Below are 15,330 nucleotides of genomic sequence, written 5' to 3'. Positions count from 1 at the left end.
CTACGGCGCGGCTAACCAGGTTGCGTGCGAGTTCGATAAGCAAGTGAGTCGCCGTGTGGTTGGCTATTTGCAGTATCTTTTTGTGAACAAACTTGGAGGTTTTCATGGCTGTCGCTGCCAACAAACGTTCGGTAATGACGCTGTTTTCTGGTCCTACTGACATTTTCAGCCATCAGGTACGTATCGTCCTGGCGGAGAAGGGTGTCAGCGTAGAGATCGAGCAGGTCGAAATGGATAACCTGCCGCAGGATCTGATTGACCTCAATCCGTATCGCACGGTACCGACGCTGGTAGATCGTGAGCTGACGCTGTATGAATCACGCATCATCATGGAATACTTAGATGAGCGCTTCCCGCATCCGCCACTGATGCCGGTTTATCCGGTTGCCCGTGGTGATAGCCGCCTGATGATGCATCGCATCGAGCAGGACTGGTATAGCCTGATGCGGAAAGTTGAGAACAGCACGGGTCAGGAAGCTGAAGCAGCACGCAAGCAACTGCGTGAAGAGCTGCTGGCTATCGCACCCCTGTTTGGTCGTACCCCTTACTTCATGAGCGAAGAGTTCAGTCTGGTCGATTGCTACCTGGCGCCGCTGTTATGGCGTTTGCCGTCAATGGGCATCGATTTGATTGGCTCAGGTTCAAAAGAGCTGAAAGGCTACATGAACCGCGTATTTGAGCGTGACTCTTTCCTTGCTTCATTAACTGAAGCTGAACGTGAAATGCGCCTGCAAGCCCGGGCTTAACGTATGGAAATGTCGCAACTTACTGCACGTCGTCCCTACCTGCTTCGCGCCTTCTATGACTGGTTGCTCGACAATCAGCTGACGCCGCACCTCGTGGTCGATATTAATCTGCCCGGTGTGCAGGTGCCGCTGGAGTATGCGCGTGATGGTCAGATTGTCCTGAACATCGCGCCACGCGCGGTGGGTAACCTTGATTTGGCGAATGATCAGGTGTCGTTCAATGCGCGCTTTGGTGGTGTTCCTCGCCAGGTTAATGTGCCGATGGCGGCGATTCTGGCAATCTACGCGCGTGAAAACGGTGCCGGGACGATGTTTGAGCCTGAACCTGCTTACGAGCTGGGTACGCAGGAGACGTCAGAGGGTCAGGAAGAGACCATGATGTCCGTGATTGATGGCGATCGTCCTGACGATGCCCGCGATGACGAGACACCGCCTGACGACGATCCACCGCCTCGTGGCGGACGCCCTTCACTCCGTGTAGTGAAATAGCCGTGAATACCCGTCCATCCGACGGGTATTTTTTTGCCTGTTATTCATAAAAAAGAGATAAAAAAAATCCGGCTGCCTGCGCAAGCCGGATTTCTTTCAGCACACCTTTGCTATCAGTAGACGTCGCGCAGGTAGCGTTTCTCTTTCTTCAGCTGATCCACGTAGTCTGCAGCGCGCTCGGTGGAGAGCCCACCAAACTGGCGAACCACTTCATACAGCGCGTTATCCACATCCTTCGCCATGCGCGATGCATCGCCGCAGACGTAGAAGTAAGCCCCTTCCTGCAGCCAGGCATAGAGTTCTGCACCCTGCTCAAGCATCCGGCTCTGCACGTAGATCTTCTTCTCCTGATCGCGTGAGAACGCCAGATCCAGGCGGGTCAGCAAGCCATTATCCCGCCAGGCAAGTAATTCATCCTGATAGATAAAGTCATGTTCCTGATGCTGATCGCCGAAGAACAGCCAGTTTTTTCCCTGCGCGCCGGTTGCCTGACGCTCCTGCAGGAAGGCCCGGAATGGGGCGATGCCGGTACCGGGTCCCACCATGATCAGCGGTGCGCTGTTGTTAGCCGGCACGCGGAACGATTTATTGGGTGAAATAAAGATGGCGGGTTTCTCGCCACGACGCACACGCTCGGCCAGATAGGTGGAGCAGACGCCACCGCGATTACGGCCGCCGCTGTGATAACGCACTGAGGCAACAGTCAGATGCACCTGGTTAGGATGGGCTTTAGAACTGGACGAAATGGAGTAAGCACGATGCTGCAACGGACGCAGCAGAGCGACGAATTCAGGCACCGCCAGCGAGCGCGTCAGTTCAAGCTGCAGCAGGTCGAGCGTATCTTTGCCCCACAGCCACACGCCCAGCGCATCTTTATCATCATGCTGTAACACATGACGCAGTTCCTGGTTGGTGGTGTTCTGTCCAACCCATTCGATCAACTTGCGCGACGGCTCTGAAATCTCAAACTGGTAGGTCAGCAGGTCGCCGAGGCTGCGGTCGAAGCCGGGCACCGGTGTCTGGTAATCAGCATTAAGCTGAGTCAGGAGCAGGCTGACCAGCGACGGTTCATTGACCGGAATCACGCCCAGCGCATCGCCCGCTTCATACTTCAGACCGCTGTCCGACAGGTCGAATTCGAAATGACGGATATCTTTTGCTGACTGCTCGCCTGACAAACGCTTGTTGGTGATCAGTGCGGCGGCATACGGATTCGATTTATTGCTGCCAGGAATCACAGGCGCTTCAGGTGCACTCTCCAGCACGGTGCCGCTGCTGCCCGCGCTGGCAGCAAACTGTGGCATTGAGCTGTTCAGCCATTCGCTGGAAGGCTCTTCATAATCAATATCACAATCGATACGATCAACCACGCGTTTCGCGCCCAGCTGCTCAAGGCGCATATCAATGAACTTGCCCGCCTGACAGAAGCCGTCGTAACCGGTATCGCCAATCGCCAGCACGGCAAAATGCATCTGCTCCAGACGCGGTGCGGTACTGGCAGAAATCGCATCCCAGAATAGCTGTGCGTTGTCCGGCATTTCCCCTTCGCCATAGGTCGAGGTAACAATCAGCACATGGCGCATGGTGGCGAACACATCAAGATCGACATCGCCCAGCGCCTGAACCACCGGAACCAGCCCTTTCGCGCGGGCAGATTTTGCTGCGGTCTGCGCCAGCGCTTCGGCATTGCCGGTCTGCGAGCCATACAGAATGTGCAGTTGCGTGGTCGCGGCTGCACCCGTACCTGCGGCAGGTTGCTGTTTGTCTTCTAACACCAGCAAACGGGAGTGAAGCCCCGCAAGAAAGCCAGCCAGCCAGTACTTCTGATCGCCATTAAAAGGTGCATCTTCTGGAATATAAGGAATTTTCATGGGTACGTTTACTCAATCCCGTTCTCGCCCGATATCAGTGGCGTTGTCCGGTGTGACAGCCGTTCCGCTTTCCCGTGCCGCAGATTTTGCAGCAGGGGAGAGCGGTTTTGCATCTGTCCGGTACAACGATTAATCCGGGCAATGATCAATTAATAATATTCAGTTCAGCCTGATCAGTATCACTGTCAGGAGAGTTTACCCACCGCAGCGGCGATTTCCGGCAATGCCGCACGTGCAAACAGCTCTTCAAAGTCAGGCAGATGACCCAGCACTTCCCGGTTACAGGCATCCTGATACATGATCCAGCCGTAGGTTGCCAGGCTGTCCATGGAGCGGATATTACGTTGCGTCAGCGCCGCTTTGTAATCTGACATGCGTTTGGTCCCAATCAGACTCGCCAGTTCGTCATCGCTGTAACTCTCGATGGCGGAACGGGCATGACGCTGCAGCTTACTGACCAGCGAAAAGTCTTCTGTCATCAGCAGATTACGCACCGCTTTTTCTACCGCCGGATCTTCAACCGGCGTGCCTTTCGGCAATTTTGCCAGTGCCAGTTGCTGGGCAAAGCTGAGCACGGTGTAGTTGTTCAGCAGGACAAACATCTCCTGCGTATCGGTCGCGCCATAGGCTGGTACGGCACCGTTGGCGATGGTTTTACCCTGACGCCACGCGGCTTTAAACTTGGCAACCTGATGGCCTGCCAGCGCCGTTGATAGCTCTTCGAGCAGATCTTTACGGCTCTTGGCTTTCAGGATCTCACCGCCATCCTGATAGAGCAGCAGCGAACGTGGCATCACATAAACGAAGTGATGACACTCTGTTTCCCAGTTTTCCAGCAGCCAGGCAGCAGGTGGCGATTTCGTCGCCTCAATGTGCCAGTTGAGCATGGTCAGTACCGCCTGCTTGTGCACCTGCGCCATCTCATCCTGATCGGCAATGGAGCCAAACCGCACAGAGTCCCCGGCAGCGTGGCTTGCCAGCGAACCATAGGGATCGTACTGGTAGGCAAAGCCGCCACTCATGCCGTTGCCAAATCCTTTACCAAAGGTGCCCAGGTTTAGAATGGCGCCGTTGGTCATATATTCACAGCAGAAGTCACCCACGCCTTCAACGACGGCCGTTGCACCTGAGTTACGCACCGCGAAGCGGTCACCGGCCTGGCCCTGTACGAACAGACGTCCGCCAGTTGCACCGAACAGCGCAAAGTTACCAATCAGCACGTTGCCATCGGCATCCTGCGCGCCGCCACCCGGCGACATCACAATCAGTTCGCCGCCACACTGTCCTTTGCCGACACCGTCATTACAGGTGCCATAGTGTGCCAGCTGCATGCCATCGTTGCAGAATGCGCCAAATGACTGGCCGGCAGAGCCGGTTGTGGAAATTTTTACGCTCTCAGGCGCCAGATAGCGGCGACCGCGATCGTCAGTCATGACATCAGGCATCAGGTTTAACTGCTCCGCGCTCAACTGATGGTTCAGCATGCGTTCGATATCGATAGCCAGCTGACCACCGACACTTTTGTTGCGGTTATTCAGCACGATGCCATCGCCCAGTGCGACGTCAGGATTTCCCTGCTCCACCAGCGACAGTTTCAGCTGCTCAATCCAGCCATCATCCAGTTCAAAATCTTTTTCCAGATAAACCGGCTTGTCGATTTTCAGTTCAGGCACCACGGTGAGCATGGCGCGTAAGTCGAGTTTGCCCACTTCCAGCGGGTGATCCATCAGGTGAAGCAGGTCAGAGCGACCGCGCGCTTCACGCAAAGAACGCAGACCCATACGTGCCAGGATCTCACGCACTTCATGCGCCACGTTGAGGAAGTACTGCGCCAGCTGACGTGGATCGCCATCAAAGGCTTCGGCATTGGTGGTTAAGCCAGCCGGGCACTTCACATTACAGTTCTTCGCCATCACGCATTTCAGCATCATCAGCGCGGTAGTGCCGAACTCGAAACTGTCGCCGCCCAGCAGGGCAGATTTCACGACATCGCTGCCGGTCTGTTGCGCGCCAGAGCAGCGCAGCAGGACTTTATCGCGCAGACCATTGGCGCACAGCGCCTGGTGGACTTCAGCGATGCCGATTTCGGCTACGCGTCCGGTGTATTTCAGACTGGTGACAGACGCTGCGCCGGTACCGCCGGTGTTACCCGCCACGTTAATCACATCTGCACCGGCTTTGGCTACGCCAACCGCGATGGTGCCGATGCCTTCAGACGAGACCAGTTTGACGATAACGCGCACCCGCGCGGCTTTACAGTCGTGGATTAACTGCGCCAGATCTTCGATGGAGTAGGTGTCATGGTGTGGCGGTGGAGAAACCAGCTCAACGCCAGGCGTGCCGCCACGCGCAGCCGCAATCTCTACCGTGACTTTGGCTGCCGGTAGCTGTCCGCCTTCGCCAGGCTTCGCACCCTGACCAATTTTGATCTCCAGCTCTTCCAGCATTGGATCTGCCAGATAGGCAGCCCAGACGCCGAAACGACCGGAAGCCAGCTGTTTGATACGGGAGGCACGAATAGTGCCATGGCGGGAGTAGTGCTCACCGCCTTCACCGCAGTTACTCATGCCGCCGACCATATTCGTGCCGTGTGCAACCGCTTCATGAGCAGGCGCGACCAGCGCACCGTGGCTCATCGCCCCGGAGGCAAAGGTACGGGTAATTTCACAGGCTGGCTGTACGTCGCTCAGCGGCAGTGAGGGCAGGGTGGTGAAGATACGTGACAGATAATCTGCCGCTTTACCGTACGCGGTCACTTTTAGACCCCCTTCAACCACTTCGCTGCTCTCAATATCATCGCCGAAGCGGAACTTCAGGGCGCGTGACAGGTTCTGCAGGCGCTCACTCTCAGGCTTCAGCCCTTCAATGGCATCGGTCAGACGCAGCATGAAGTGATTCAGGCTGCCATCCACCGCTTCACACACCATGCCGCGAATCGCAAAGCCGTTGTTGGTCAGTGAGTAGCGTCCCAGTTTGCGACGGAACTCCGCTTCGCTGTCGATGTGTGTCAAATCAGCCGGGAAGGTCAGGATGTCGCGCAGGGCCGCCGGACGACGTTTACGCTCTTCGTACATCAGGCTTGAGAACTGACGATAATCGGCAGTAATGGCAAAATTGTTGATGACGTCATCCGGGATGCGCTCGAAGCTGCTGTCTTTGAACGTTTCGGGCTTGATGCCAAACGCGTTATCCAGTTTTGCCAGCGTCATCAGGCGGATAAAGTTGTCCTCTTCGCGCGCTTTGTCGGCAAAGCGAATCGGCTCTTCAGTCATGTCGATGAAAGTACGTACGGCGATGGTGCCGTAAGAGTGCCCCGCGCCTTCTGCACGCTCTTTAAACAGGCCCAGCAATGGCACTTCAGATTCACCCTGAATCTTCAGTGCGCTCTGGTGCCAGTCTACTGCCATCGCCGCGATTGCTGCGAAGCCTGCGCCGCCCACCGGTGTTCTGATATTCGGGAAATACTTTTTCAACACCGGATCATCGGTGTTGAGGAAGTTAGGCTCAAAGAACTCGCCGCTGCTGTAGCTCTCAACGGTACAGAGGCCCACTTTGCCCATGGTTTTCATCAGCGCTTTTTCAGCCGCTTTGGCATAGCGTTTAAAGGCTTTGTTGCCTTCTTCACCTTCACCAAATTTCTCCTCTGCGCGCATCTGTACGCCCAGTGGGTAGATAGCGGAAGCGCCGAAACCAAGTGTGGCGGCAATGTGGTGCGAAGAGATGCTCTGGCCGCTCTCCACCACCAGAGAAACATCCAGACGCAGGCCTTCCTGCACCAGACGCTGGTTAATGGCGGATACCACCAGCAACATCGGGATTGCAGCGTGTTTCGACGAGATGTGGCGATCGGTCAGTACGGCAATGCCACCCTGAGAGCGGGCAAAATCCACTACCTGTTGCGCCAGGTCATCAATCGCTTTTTCCAGCGCATTCGCGTTAGCCGTGGTGCTCAGCAAATCTTTACCGATCACGGGCTCATAGAGCATTTCAAAGCGGGCATAAGGCGCGATTTTCTGCTCACGTAAACGCAGCATATCAAGGTGGCTGAGGATGGGGCTCGGCACCACAATCTGACGGCCTTTGCTGCGGCCCAGATGCGGTTTTGCGCCCAGCGCGACGCGCAGCGTCATACCGTCCACTTCGCGGATAGAGTCCAGCGGTGGGTTGGTCACCTGAGCAAAGCGCTGAGAGAAGTAGTGCGCCATGCCGCCTTCATGATCGGATAAGCCATTGATGGCGTTACCGTAACCCATCGCAGAGATCTTCTCTGCGCCAGTGTTCAGCATCGGGTCCATCATGAACTTGAAGCTTTCCTGGTTGTAGTAGTAGGCAACAAAGCGCTGATAGGTTTTCAGGTCGCCACGATAACGCAACGGTGAACCCTGCTGTTCTGCCGGGATCTCAGGCAGATCGTCAAGACCGACGCGCGCTTCGCGAAGCAACGCAGAATAATCTTTCTCTGCAGCCAGTTTTTCCAGCGCCTGCAGCGTGGTGTAGCTGCGTTTTTCACGATGATCGAAATAGAGCATGCCGCCCGCTTCGATTCGGCCACGACGCAACACGCTTTCAGGTGGAAACGCGATCTGCCCGGCTTCTGACATTGCACCGATATACTCAGCCGTTTCGACTGAACGCAGTGGACGCAGGCCAAGACGGTCCAGACGAGCACCAATGACTTCGCCATTGCCAAAGATTAATGCTGCAGGGCCGTCGTTCTTCTCTTCATACAGCGAGAAATACTCCAGCATGTCGCGCACTTCTGTCGGCAGTGAACTGTCGTTTTCCCAGGCGGGCGGCATCATCGAGACAACGGCCGTGATCAGATCGAGGTTATCTTCCATCAGACGGCTGTGGATGCTCTGATCCAGACGCGAACTGTCAGACTGGCCTTTTGGCCGGACGATTTTCTTGCCACGCGCCAGCGCCAGCGCCGACTCGGCGATGCGGTTTTTGCGGTCAGTGTTCAGTTCACCGTTATGCGCCATCAGGCGGAACGGTTGTGCCATGGTGGTATGCGGATCGGTGTTAGTGGAGAAGCGGGTATGGAAGAACAGCCCGCGTACCTGATGGTCCGGATCGGTCAGATCTTTGAAGTAAGGGATCACTTCATTGGAATTCAGACGGGCTTTAAACACCTGGGTGCGTGATGACAGCGACAGCGGATAAAGACCGCCAAATTCGCTTTCGGTAAACGCACGGGCTTCAATGGTCAGCAGGGCGCGGTAGATACGTTTTTCGAAGTCGTTCTGGTCGACCACGTCCTCTGGCGCAGTGAAAATCCACTGCAAAATCGGTAGCTGAAACTGCACGGCGGCCGGGCGCGTCACGCTACTGTCGAGCGGCATGTCGCGTTTCATGATCACCGGCAGGCCAAAGCTGCTGAGTGCCTCATCCACCAGACGTTCGGCATTCGCGCGCAGCCCGGCATCTTTTGGCACGAAGAAGTTGCCGACACCAAAGCGACCCGCTTCCAGCGGCTGGCCGGTAATTTTGCGGAAGAAGTGCAGCGACAGATCAACGTTGACCCCCGCACCATCGCCGACGCCTTCCGCGGACATACCGCCGCGGTGAGGCACGGTACACAGAGCGCTGTGTGCCATCTGCAGAATCTCGTGGGTCTGCTCGCCGTCCTTACGCGTAATGAAACCTACACCACAGCTGTCACTGCCTGCTGTCGGATCATACAAGCCATAGGATTGAGGTTTTTTAGTGGACATTGAGGGTCTCCTTAAACTGCTTTGACATTACCTGCACTGATTCAGGGTCTGGGCGCACTGGGGCGCTATCATTTTCATCGCCATGCTCTGTCGAGCGCGCGTCATAGCCCTGAGCATTTCTCTCCAGACATCGGTAAAACGTCCTTAATTGAGCTGCTCTCTGATTTCCGGTCTCTTAAAGGAGATGACTTAAACCACGCGGGAGTCTTCTTGTTGCATAGATATGCCGAGACAATGGCCCGTCTGGAAAGCTTTCAGCGGATTTCCAACTTATCGGGAAAGCGTAATCAGGTCAAATGGCGTGGTCAGACGGGGTAATCAGGTGTTTAATGTATATAACTTTATGAATTAAATGATTTTTATGGTTTAAAATGTATCACTTTGGCACCCGTCGATCGGCCGATAAATGTGAACTGACTCACTGTAGTGCAGGCATCAGATCTCTGCACCATGCTGGTGACGGGGTGTTAGACAGCATTAAATGCTGTTCAACACCGTTGATGCATAGCATGTATCTGTTTTTCTTATGTCCGACTATTTGAATGAAACAGCCATTGGTTATAAGAAAAATTAATCAGGATGAGCGTGCGTAAAACATCATTAAAGATGAATGGGTATGCATATATGAAAGGTGTGCCTGCGCAGCAGGAGTCTGCCAGGATATTGAAAAAAGGCCGGACAGAGAAATCGGTGATTCGCTGGCGGCCTTACAGATTATTCATTTGGCACAGTCAGTCAAGGGTTTTAACCGCTTTGTCCTTAACGTCGCCGATCGGCCGCGCGGATGCACCATAACAGGGCGTTTTATCCCGCTTCTCCCTGCGACGTGCTGCGACGTCAGCAGGGTAACTGCGCTATTATGAGGCTGTTTCTCATCCAGGGAGTTGTTATGAAACAAATTCGTCTGTTGGCGCAGTACTACGTTGATTTAATGGTCAAGCTGGGTTTGGTGAGGTTCTCGCTGCTGCTGGCGTCTGCGCTGGTGGTGCTGGCGATGATTGTCCAGATGGCGGTCACGATGGTGCTGCGGGGCCATGTTGAGAGTATTGACGTGGTGCGTTCGGTCTTCTTCGGGCTGCTGATTACGCCCTGGGCAGTCTATTTCTTGTCCGTTGTGGTCGATCAGCTTGAAGAGTCACGACAACGACTGGCCAGGCTGGTGGACAAGCTGGAAGAGATGCGCACACGTGATCTGGAACTCAATCAGCAGATGAAAGAGACCATTACGCAGCTGAATCAGGAGATCAGCGACCGTAAAAAGGCGGAGCTGGCTCGTGAGCAGGTGATGGACAAGTTGCGTGAAGAGGTGACGCGTCGTGAGCAGGCACAGATTGAGCTGGAGCAGCAATCTTCCTTCCTGCGCTCATTCCTGGATGCTTCGCCAGACCTGGTTTTCTATCGCAACATCGATAAACAGTTCTCCGGCTGTAACCGTGCAATGGAATTACTGACCGGCAAAAGCGAAAAGCAGCTGATCGGCCTGACTCCGCGTGATATCTACGATGATGAAGCGGCAACGAAGGTGCTTGAAACAGATGAAAAAGTATTCCGCCACAACGTCTCGCTGACCTATGAACAGTGGCTGCAATATCCCGACGGGCGCAAAGCCTGTTTCGAGATCCGTAAAGTGCCTTATTACGACCGTGTGGGTAAGCGCAGCGGGCTAATGGGTTTTGGCCGCGATATAACCGAGCGTAAGCGCTATCAGGACGCGTTAGAGAACGCCAGCCGGGAGAAGACCACCTTTATCTCTACGATCAGCCACGAGCTTCGTACGCCGCTTAATGGCATTGTTGGCCTGAGCCGTATTCTGCTGGATACCGACCTTAATCAGGAACAGCTGAAATACCTGAAAACCATCCACGTCTCTGCCATCACGCTGGGCAACATCTTTAATGATGTCATTGAGGTGGACAAAATCGAACGCCGTAAAGTGCAACTGGATAATCAGCCGCTTGATTTCACCGGCTTCCTGGCCGATTTGGAAAATCTTTCCGGCCTGCTGGCACAGCCAAAAGGGCTGAAATTTGTGCTCGCGCCGCAACTGCCACTGCCGCATATGATTTCCACCGACGGGACCCGCTTGCGCCAGATTCTGTGGAACCTGATTGGTAACGCCGTGAAATTTACCCAACAGGGTGAAATTGTCGTGCGGGTCACCTATGAGCAGGACGAGACGCTGCGCTTTGAGGTGCAGGATTCCGGCATGGGGATTCGCCAGGACGAGCAGGACAAGATTTTTGCCATGTACTATCAGGTTAAAGACCAGCATGGCGGCAAACCCGCAACCGGTACCGGTATCGGGCTGGCGGTATCACGCCGACTGGCGCAGGCGATGGGCGGGGATATCCGGGTTCACAGTGCACCAGGACAAGGTTCATGCTTCACCGTTGAAATCAAAGCCCCGCGTATTGCTGAAGAGGTGGAGGACGAAGGTGTGGATGACAGCCTGCCACTGCCTGCACTGCACGTACTGTTAGTCGAAGATATTGAGCTCAACGTGATTGTGGCGCGCTCAGTACTGGAAAAGCTGGGCTGTAGCGTTGAGGTCGCCATGACCGGCAGTGAGGCGCTGGCGATGTTTGACCCGCTGGAGTTTGATCTGGTGCTGCTGGATATTCAATTGCCTGATATGACCGGGCTGGATGTCTCGCGTGCGATTCGCCAGCAGTATCAGGGAACACATCTGCCACCGCTGGTTGCACTTACCGCCAATGTTCTCAAGGACAAAAAAGAGTACTTCGACGCAGGCATGGATGACGTGCTTAGCAAGCCTCTTGCGGTGCCAGCACTGACTGCGATGATTAAAAAGTACTGGGATTATCAGGCAGAAGCGGAAGAAGAAACGCTTGATGTCAGCGACGACAAAAGTCGGATGCTGCTGGATGTTGCCATGCTCGAACAGTATATCGAACTGGTCGGCCCCGGTCTGATAACCCAAAGTCTGACGATGTTTGAAAAAATGATGCCAGACTATCTTGCGGTTCTGGAATCCAATCTGATGGCCCGAGATCAGAAAGGGATTGCTGAAGAAGGCCACAAAATTAAAGGTGCGGCGGGTTCAGTAGGGCTGCAGCGTTTGCAGATGCTGGCGAAACAGATTCAGAGTCCGGAGTTACCGGCATGGTGGGACAATGTTGTTGAATGGATCGATGAGTTGAAACAGGAGTGGCGACATGATGTGCAGGTACTGCGTGACTGGGTATCAGAGCAGGAGAAGTGATATCCCGGAAAAAAATGACCCCAGCCGAGGCCGGGGTGCGCGAATACTGCGCCAACACCAGGGAAATCATTGCGACCGCTATGATATGAATAATTAATGCAGCCGCAGGGTATTGGTTAACACTGTTATCACCTTAGCAAATTCATCTTCTCGTGCGACAAGATTCATTAAAATTTGTGATATTGAGCAGCGTTTAAATACAGAAAACATTAATTTGCCAACACAGTCAAGTAAGGAATCATTTTACACGCTGTATTGATGGTGTTTTGACCATATTTGCTCTTTTTCGTGTAGTTTTAAGGCTGTCAGACTGGGACGCAGAGTCTGCGCTGCAGTAAAGTGAAGCCGCGTTAACATTCACCTCTCCAGTGTGGCTAACGCGCTGATATTGCAAGCACACAGCCTGAAATGATACGAATTATCCAAAACGATTTGGAATGATTAAAAAGAATCTAAAACTTTCTCCTTTTCCCGTCTGCACACCTGAGGCTTTAAAGGAAGCCAACAGTGCCATAATGGCCAGGAGGGAGTCAGTTAAGCGCTGTTTATTTGAGCGTTATAACGAAGATTCTGATTAAGGTTTAAACTTCATCTGATTAAGAAAAAAATAATAGTTAAATATAGCGAATGATTCAATCCGGCGCTTATTACTCTTTATTAACTGTTTATCTGGAAAGCGCCTAAGCAAGGGTAAGCAATGGAACCGATTCCTTTTTTACGGAAGTCCTTGAACTATTTCGAACTGTTGCAGCATTTTGATGCAAAATGATTGAATAAAGTCTGGAAACTGTCGTCCCGTTTTCAGCGATAATCGTAAAAAGCCTGTGTTAGTGGCAGTGATTACATGAGTGATTGATTAACGTCTGGAACAAGTGTGGGAAGATTGCATGAACAAGCATAAAGGAAGCGTCGGACAGCGTATCAGACGGATTGTCGGTCGAATCGTATTGGTATGGCTGGGCGCATGGCTGGCAGGTATTTTACTCTTTTCATTCCTGCCGGTGCCGTTTTCAGCCGTGATGGCTGAACGACAGATTGGTGCCTGGTTACACGGTGATTTTAGTTATGTCGCCCATTCAGACTGGGTCGGCCATGACGAGATGTCGCCCTGGATGGGACTGGCGGTTATCGCCTCAGAAGATCAAAAGTTTCCTGAGCATTGGGGCTTCGATGTTGCGGCAATTGAATCTGTACTGGATAAAAGCGACAGCCGGATGCGCGGGGCGTCCACGCTGTCACAACAGACGGCGAAAAATCTGTTTCTCTGGGATGGCCGCAGCTGGATCCGCAAAGGTCTGGAGGCGGGTTTGACAGTCGGGATTGAGACGGTCTGGACTAAGCGACGCATTCTGACCGTCTATCTCAATATCGCGGAGTTCGGGCCGGGTATCTTTGGCGTTGAAGCGGCTTCACAGCACTATTTCCATAAACCTGCCAGCCGGCTTACGGCAGCAGATGCTGCTTTGCTGGCGGCGGTTTTGCCCAATCCGATTCGTTATCGTGCTGCTGCCCCCTCAGGTTATGTCAGAGAACGGCAACAGTGGATACTGCGTCAGATGCGCCAGCTTGGCGGAGAAGGTTTTTTACAGCGTAACAAACTCGACTAGGCCTTAATCTTCGTCGAAACCCGCTTCAAATAGCTCAATGACCGCAGCCAGCGCCGGGACTTCCTCCGGCCCGCTGGCTTCAATTTCGATGTGTCCGCCTTTGGCTGAGTCGAGCATCAGCAGCGCAATCACGCTGCTGGCTTCAGCTTCCGTGCCCGCTTCATTGCGCAGCAACACTTCGGCATCAAAGCTCTGCACCAGCTCAAATAACTTCATTGCCGGACGGGCGTGCATGCCCAGCTTATTTTTAATTTCTACAGTTTGTCTGACGGTCATGATTTGCGCTTTTCCAGCGTACGATGGCGTGACTGTACATTCTTACCACGCGAACGGAAGTAATCCGCAAGCTGTTCAGCGATATAGACTGAGCGGTGTTTGCCACCAGTGCAGCCAATCGCTACGGTAAGATAGCTACGGTTGTTGGTTTCCAGCATCGGCAACCAGAGTTCAAGGTAGCTGCGCGTCTGGTAGATAAAGTTATGCACTTCTGTATGGCGATCAAGAAAGGCCGCCACAGGGCGATCGAGGCCAGTCATCGGCCGCAGCTTGGGATCCCAATGGGGATTGGGCAGAAAGCGCACGTCAAACACATAGTCAGCGTCAATAGGGATGCCATGTTTGAAGCCAAAGGATTCAAACACCATGGTCAGCTCACGTTCACGTTTACCCAGCAGGCGGGTACGCAGCATCTCGGCCAGCTCGTGCACTGACATCTCTGAGGTGTCGATGATGAGATCGGCCCGCGAACGCAATGGCTCCAGCAGATCGCTCTCTTCGTCAATCGCGCTCTCCAGGGACAGATTCTTGCTGGAAAGGGGATGCAGACGGCGCGTATCGCTGTACCGACGAATCAGCGTATTACGATCGGCGTCCAGGAACAGCAGCTGAGGTGAAAATGAGTCAGGCAGGTTATTCAGCGCGGTTTCAAAAATTTCCGGAGATTCTGGCATGTTACGCACATCAATGCTGACTGCTGCCGAAATATTACGCTCCGCCAGCGAGTTAGCTAACTCGGGCAGTAGCACGACCGGCAGGTTATCAACACAGTAGAACCCCATATCTTCCAGCGCACGGAGCGCCACTGACTTCCCCGAGCCTGAACGACCGCTAACGATCATCAGCACCATGACCTTTTCTCCCGTTTTAAAACCGGCACCTGGCCGGTAAAGACGTGTTACTGCTCTGTCTGGATTTCCGTAATAATGGCGTAGAGCTCTTCATCACTTTGGGCAGCGCGCAGACGACGGCAGACCGTTTTATCTGCCAGACGTTTCGCCACCAGTGACAGGGTGTGCAGGTGTGTTTTGCACTGGTCGGCCGGGACCAGCAAAGCAAACAACAGATCGACCGGCTGGTTGTCGACGGCATCAAATGCAATCGGCTGTTCGAGGCTGATAAAAACCCCAACCGCGCGCAGCGTATCCTCTTCCAGCTTGCCGTGAGGGATCGCGATCCCATTGCCAATACCGGTACTGCCCATGCGTTCGCGGGTCAGGATCGCTTCGAAAAGCGTCTGGTGCGGCAGGTTGAGCTGCTTAGCGGCCAGTTCGCTGATGATTTCCAGCGCACGTTTTTTGCTCTGGCAGTGTACGCCGCTGCGGGTGCAGTCTGGCGAAAGCACTGTGCTCAATTCCAGTGTAAGATCGTTGTTCATTATCATTTCACTTGCGTGTTCAC

General features: G+C 53.9%; 9 protein-coding genes. 4 read left to right on the top strand and 5 right to left on the bottom strand.

Annotated elements, in window-relative coordinates; genetic code table 11:
- Positions 1-104: 104 nt before the first annotated feature.
- Positions 105-746: a stringent starvation protein SspA gene (gene sspA / locus IAI47_RS17235; RefSeq protein ID WP_003851135.1), complete on the top strand. Its 642-nt coding sequence runs from the start codon at positions 105-107 to the stop codon at positions 744-746.
- Between the two features lie 3 nt (positions 747-749).
- Positions 750-1,235: a ClpXP protease specificity-enhancing factor gene (gene sspB / locus IAI47_RS17230; RefSeq protein WP_003851133.1), complete on the top strand. Its 486-nt coding sequence runs from the start codon at positions 750-752 to the stop codon at positions 1,233-1,235.
- 113 nt (positions 1,236-1,348) lie between these two features.
- Here the strand turns inward: sspB and IAI47_RS17225 are convergent, their stop codons facing one another.
- Both IAI47_RS17225 and IAI47_RS17220 read right to left on the bottom strand, forming a co-directional pair.
- Positions 1,349-3,106, bottom strand: coding sequence for a sulfite reductase subunit alpha (locus IAI47_RS17225; RefSeq protein ID WP_008925402.1), 1,758 nt, complete (start codon positions 3,104-3,106; stop codon positions 1,349-1,351).
- 185 nt (positions 3,107-3,291) lie between these two features.
- Entirely contained in the window at positions 3,292-8,823 is a 5,532-nt protein-coding gene (locus IAI47_RS17220) for a glutamate synthase-related protein (protein WP_187961159.1), read from the bottom strand.
- Between the two features lie 889 nt (positions 8,824-9,712).
- Between IAI47_RS17220 and arcB the strand changes: the two genes are divergently transcribed.
- A complete protein-coding gene (gene arcB, locus IAI47_RS17215) occupies positions 9,713-12,046 on the top strand; it encodes an aerobic respiration two-component sensor histidine kinase ArcB (RefSeq protein ID WP_003851122.1) in 2,334 nt (777 codons plus the stop codon).
- 887 nt (positions 12,047-12,933) lie between these two features.
- Positions 12,934-13,653: a monofunctional biosynthetic peptidoglycan transglycosylase gene (mtgA, locus tag IAI47_RS17210; protein WP_008925404.1), complete on the top strand. Its 720-nt coding sequence runs from the start codon at positions 12,934-12,936 to the stop codon at positions 13,651-13,653.
- Between the two features lie 3 nt (positions 13,654-13,656).
- Here mtgA and npr read toward each other — a convergent pair whose 3' ends face one another.
- From npr to ptsN, 3 genes are read right to left on the bottom strand one after another with little or no spacing between them, the layout of a single operon-like run.
- Complete coding sequence (npr, locus tag IAI47_RS17205; RefSeq protein ID WP_003851116.1) at positions 13,657-13,929, bottom strand: PTS phosphocarrier protein NPr; 273 nt, start codon at positions 13,927-13,929, stop codon at positions 13,657-13,659.
- Positions 13,926-14,780 (bottom strand): RNase adapter RapZ, encoded by an 855-nt coding sequence (rapZ, locus tag IAI47_RS17200; RefSeq protein WP_003851114.1) that lies wholly within the window; start codon positions 14,778-14,780, stop codon positions 13,926-13,928. Before rapZ ends, npr begins: the two co-directional genes overlap by 4 nt.
- A gap of 47 nt (positions 14,781-14,827) precedes the next feature.
- Positions 14,828-15,307, bottom strand: coding sequence for a PTS IIA-like nitrogen regulatory protein PtsN (gene ptsN, locus IAI47_RS17195; protein ID WP_008925405.1), 480 nt, complete (start codon positions 15,305-15,307; stop codon positions 14,828-14,830).
- Positions 15,308-15,330 lie beyond the last annotated feature (23 nt).

The sequence above is a fragment of the Pantoea sp. MT58 genome, from assembly GCF_014495885.1.
Taxonomy (GTDB): domain Bacteria; phylum Pseudomonadota; class Gammaproteobacteria; order Enterobacterales; family Enterobacteriaceae; genus Pantoea; species Pantoea eucalypti.
The sequence above is the reverse complement of the archived record's forward strand: the minus strand, read 5'-3'. Positions and strand labels throughout refer to the sequence as shown.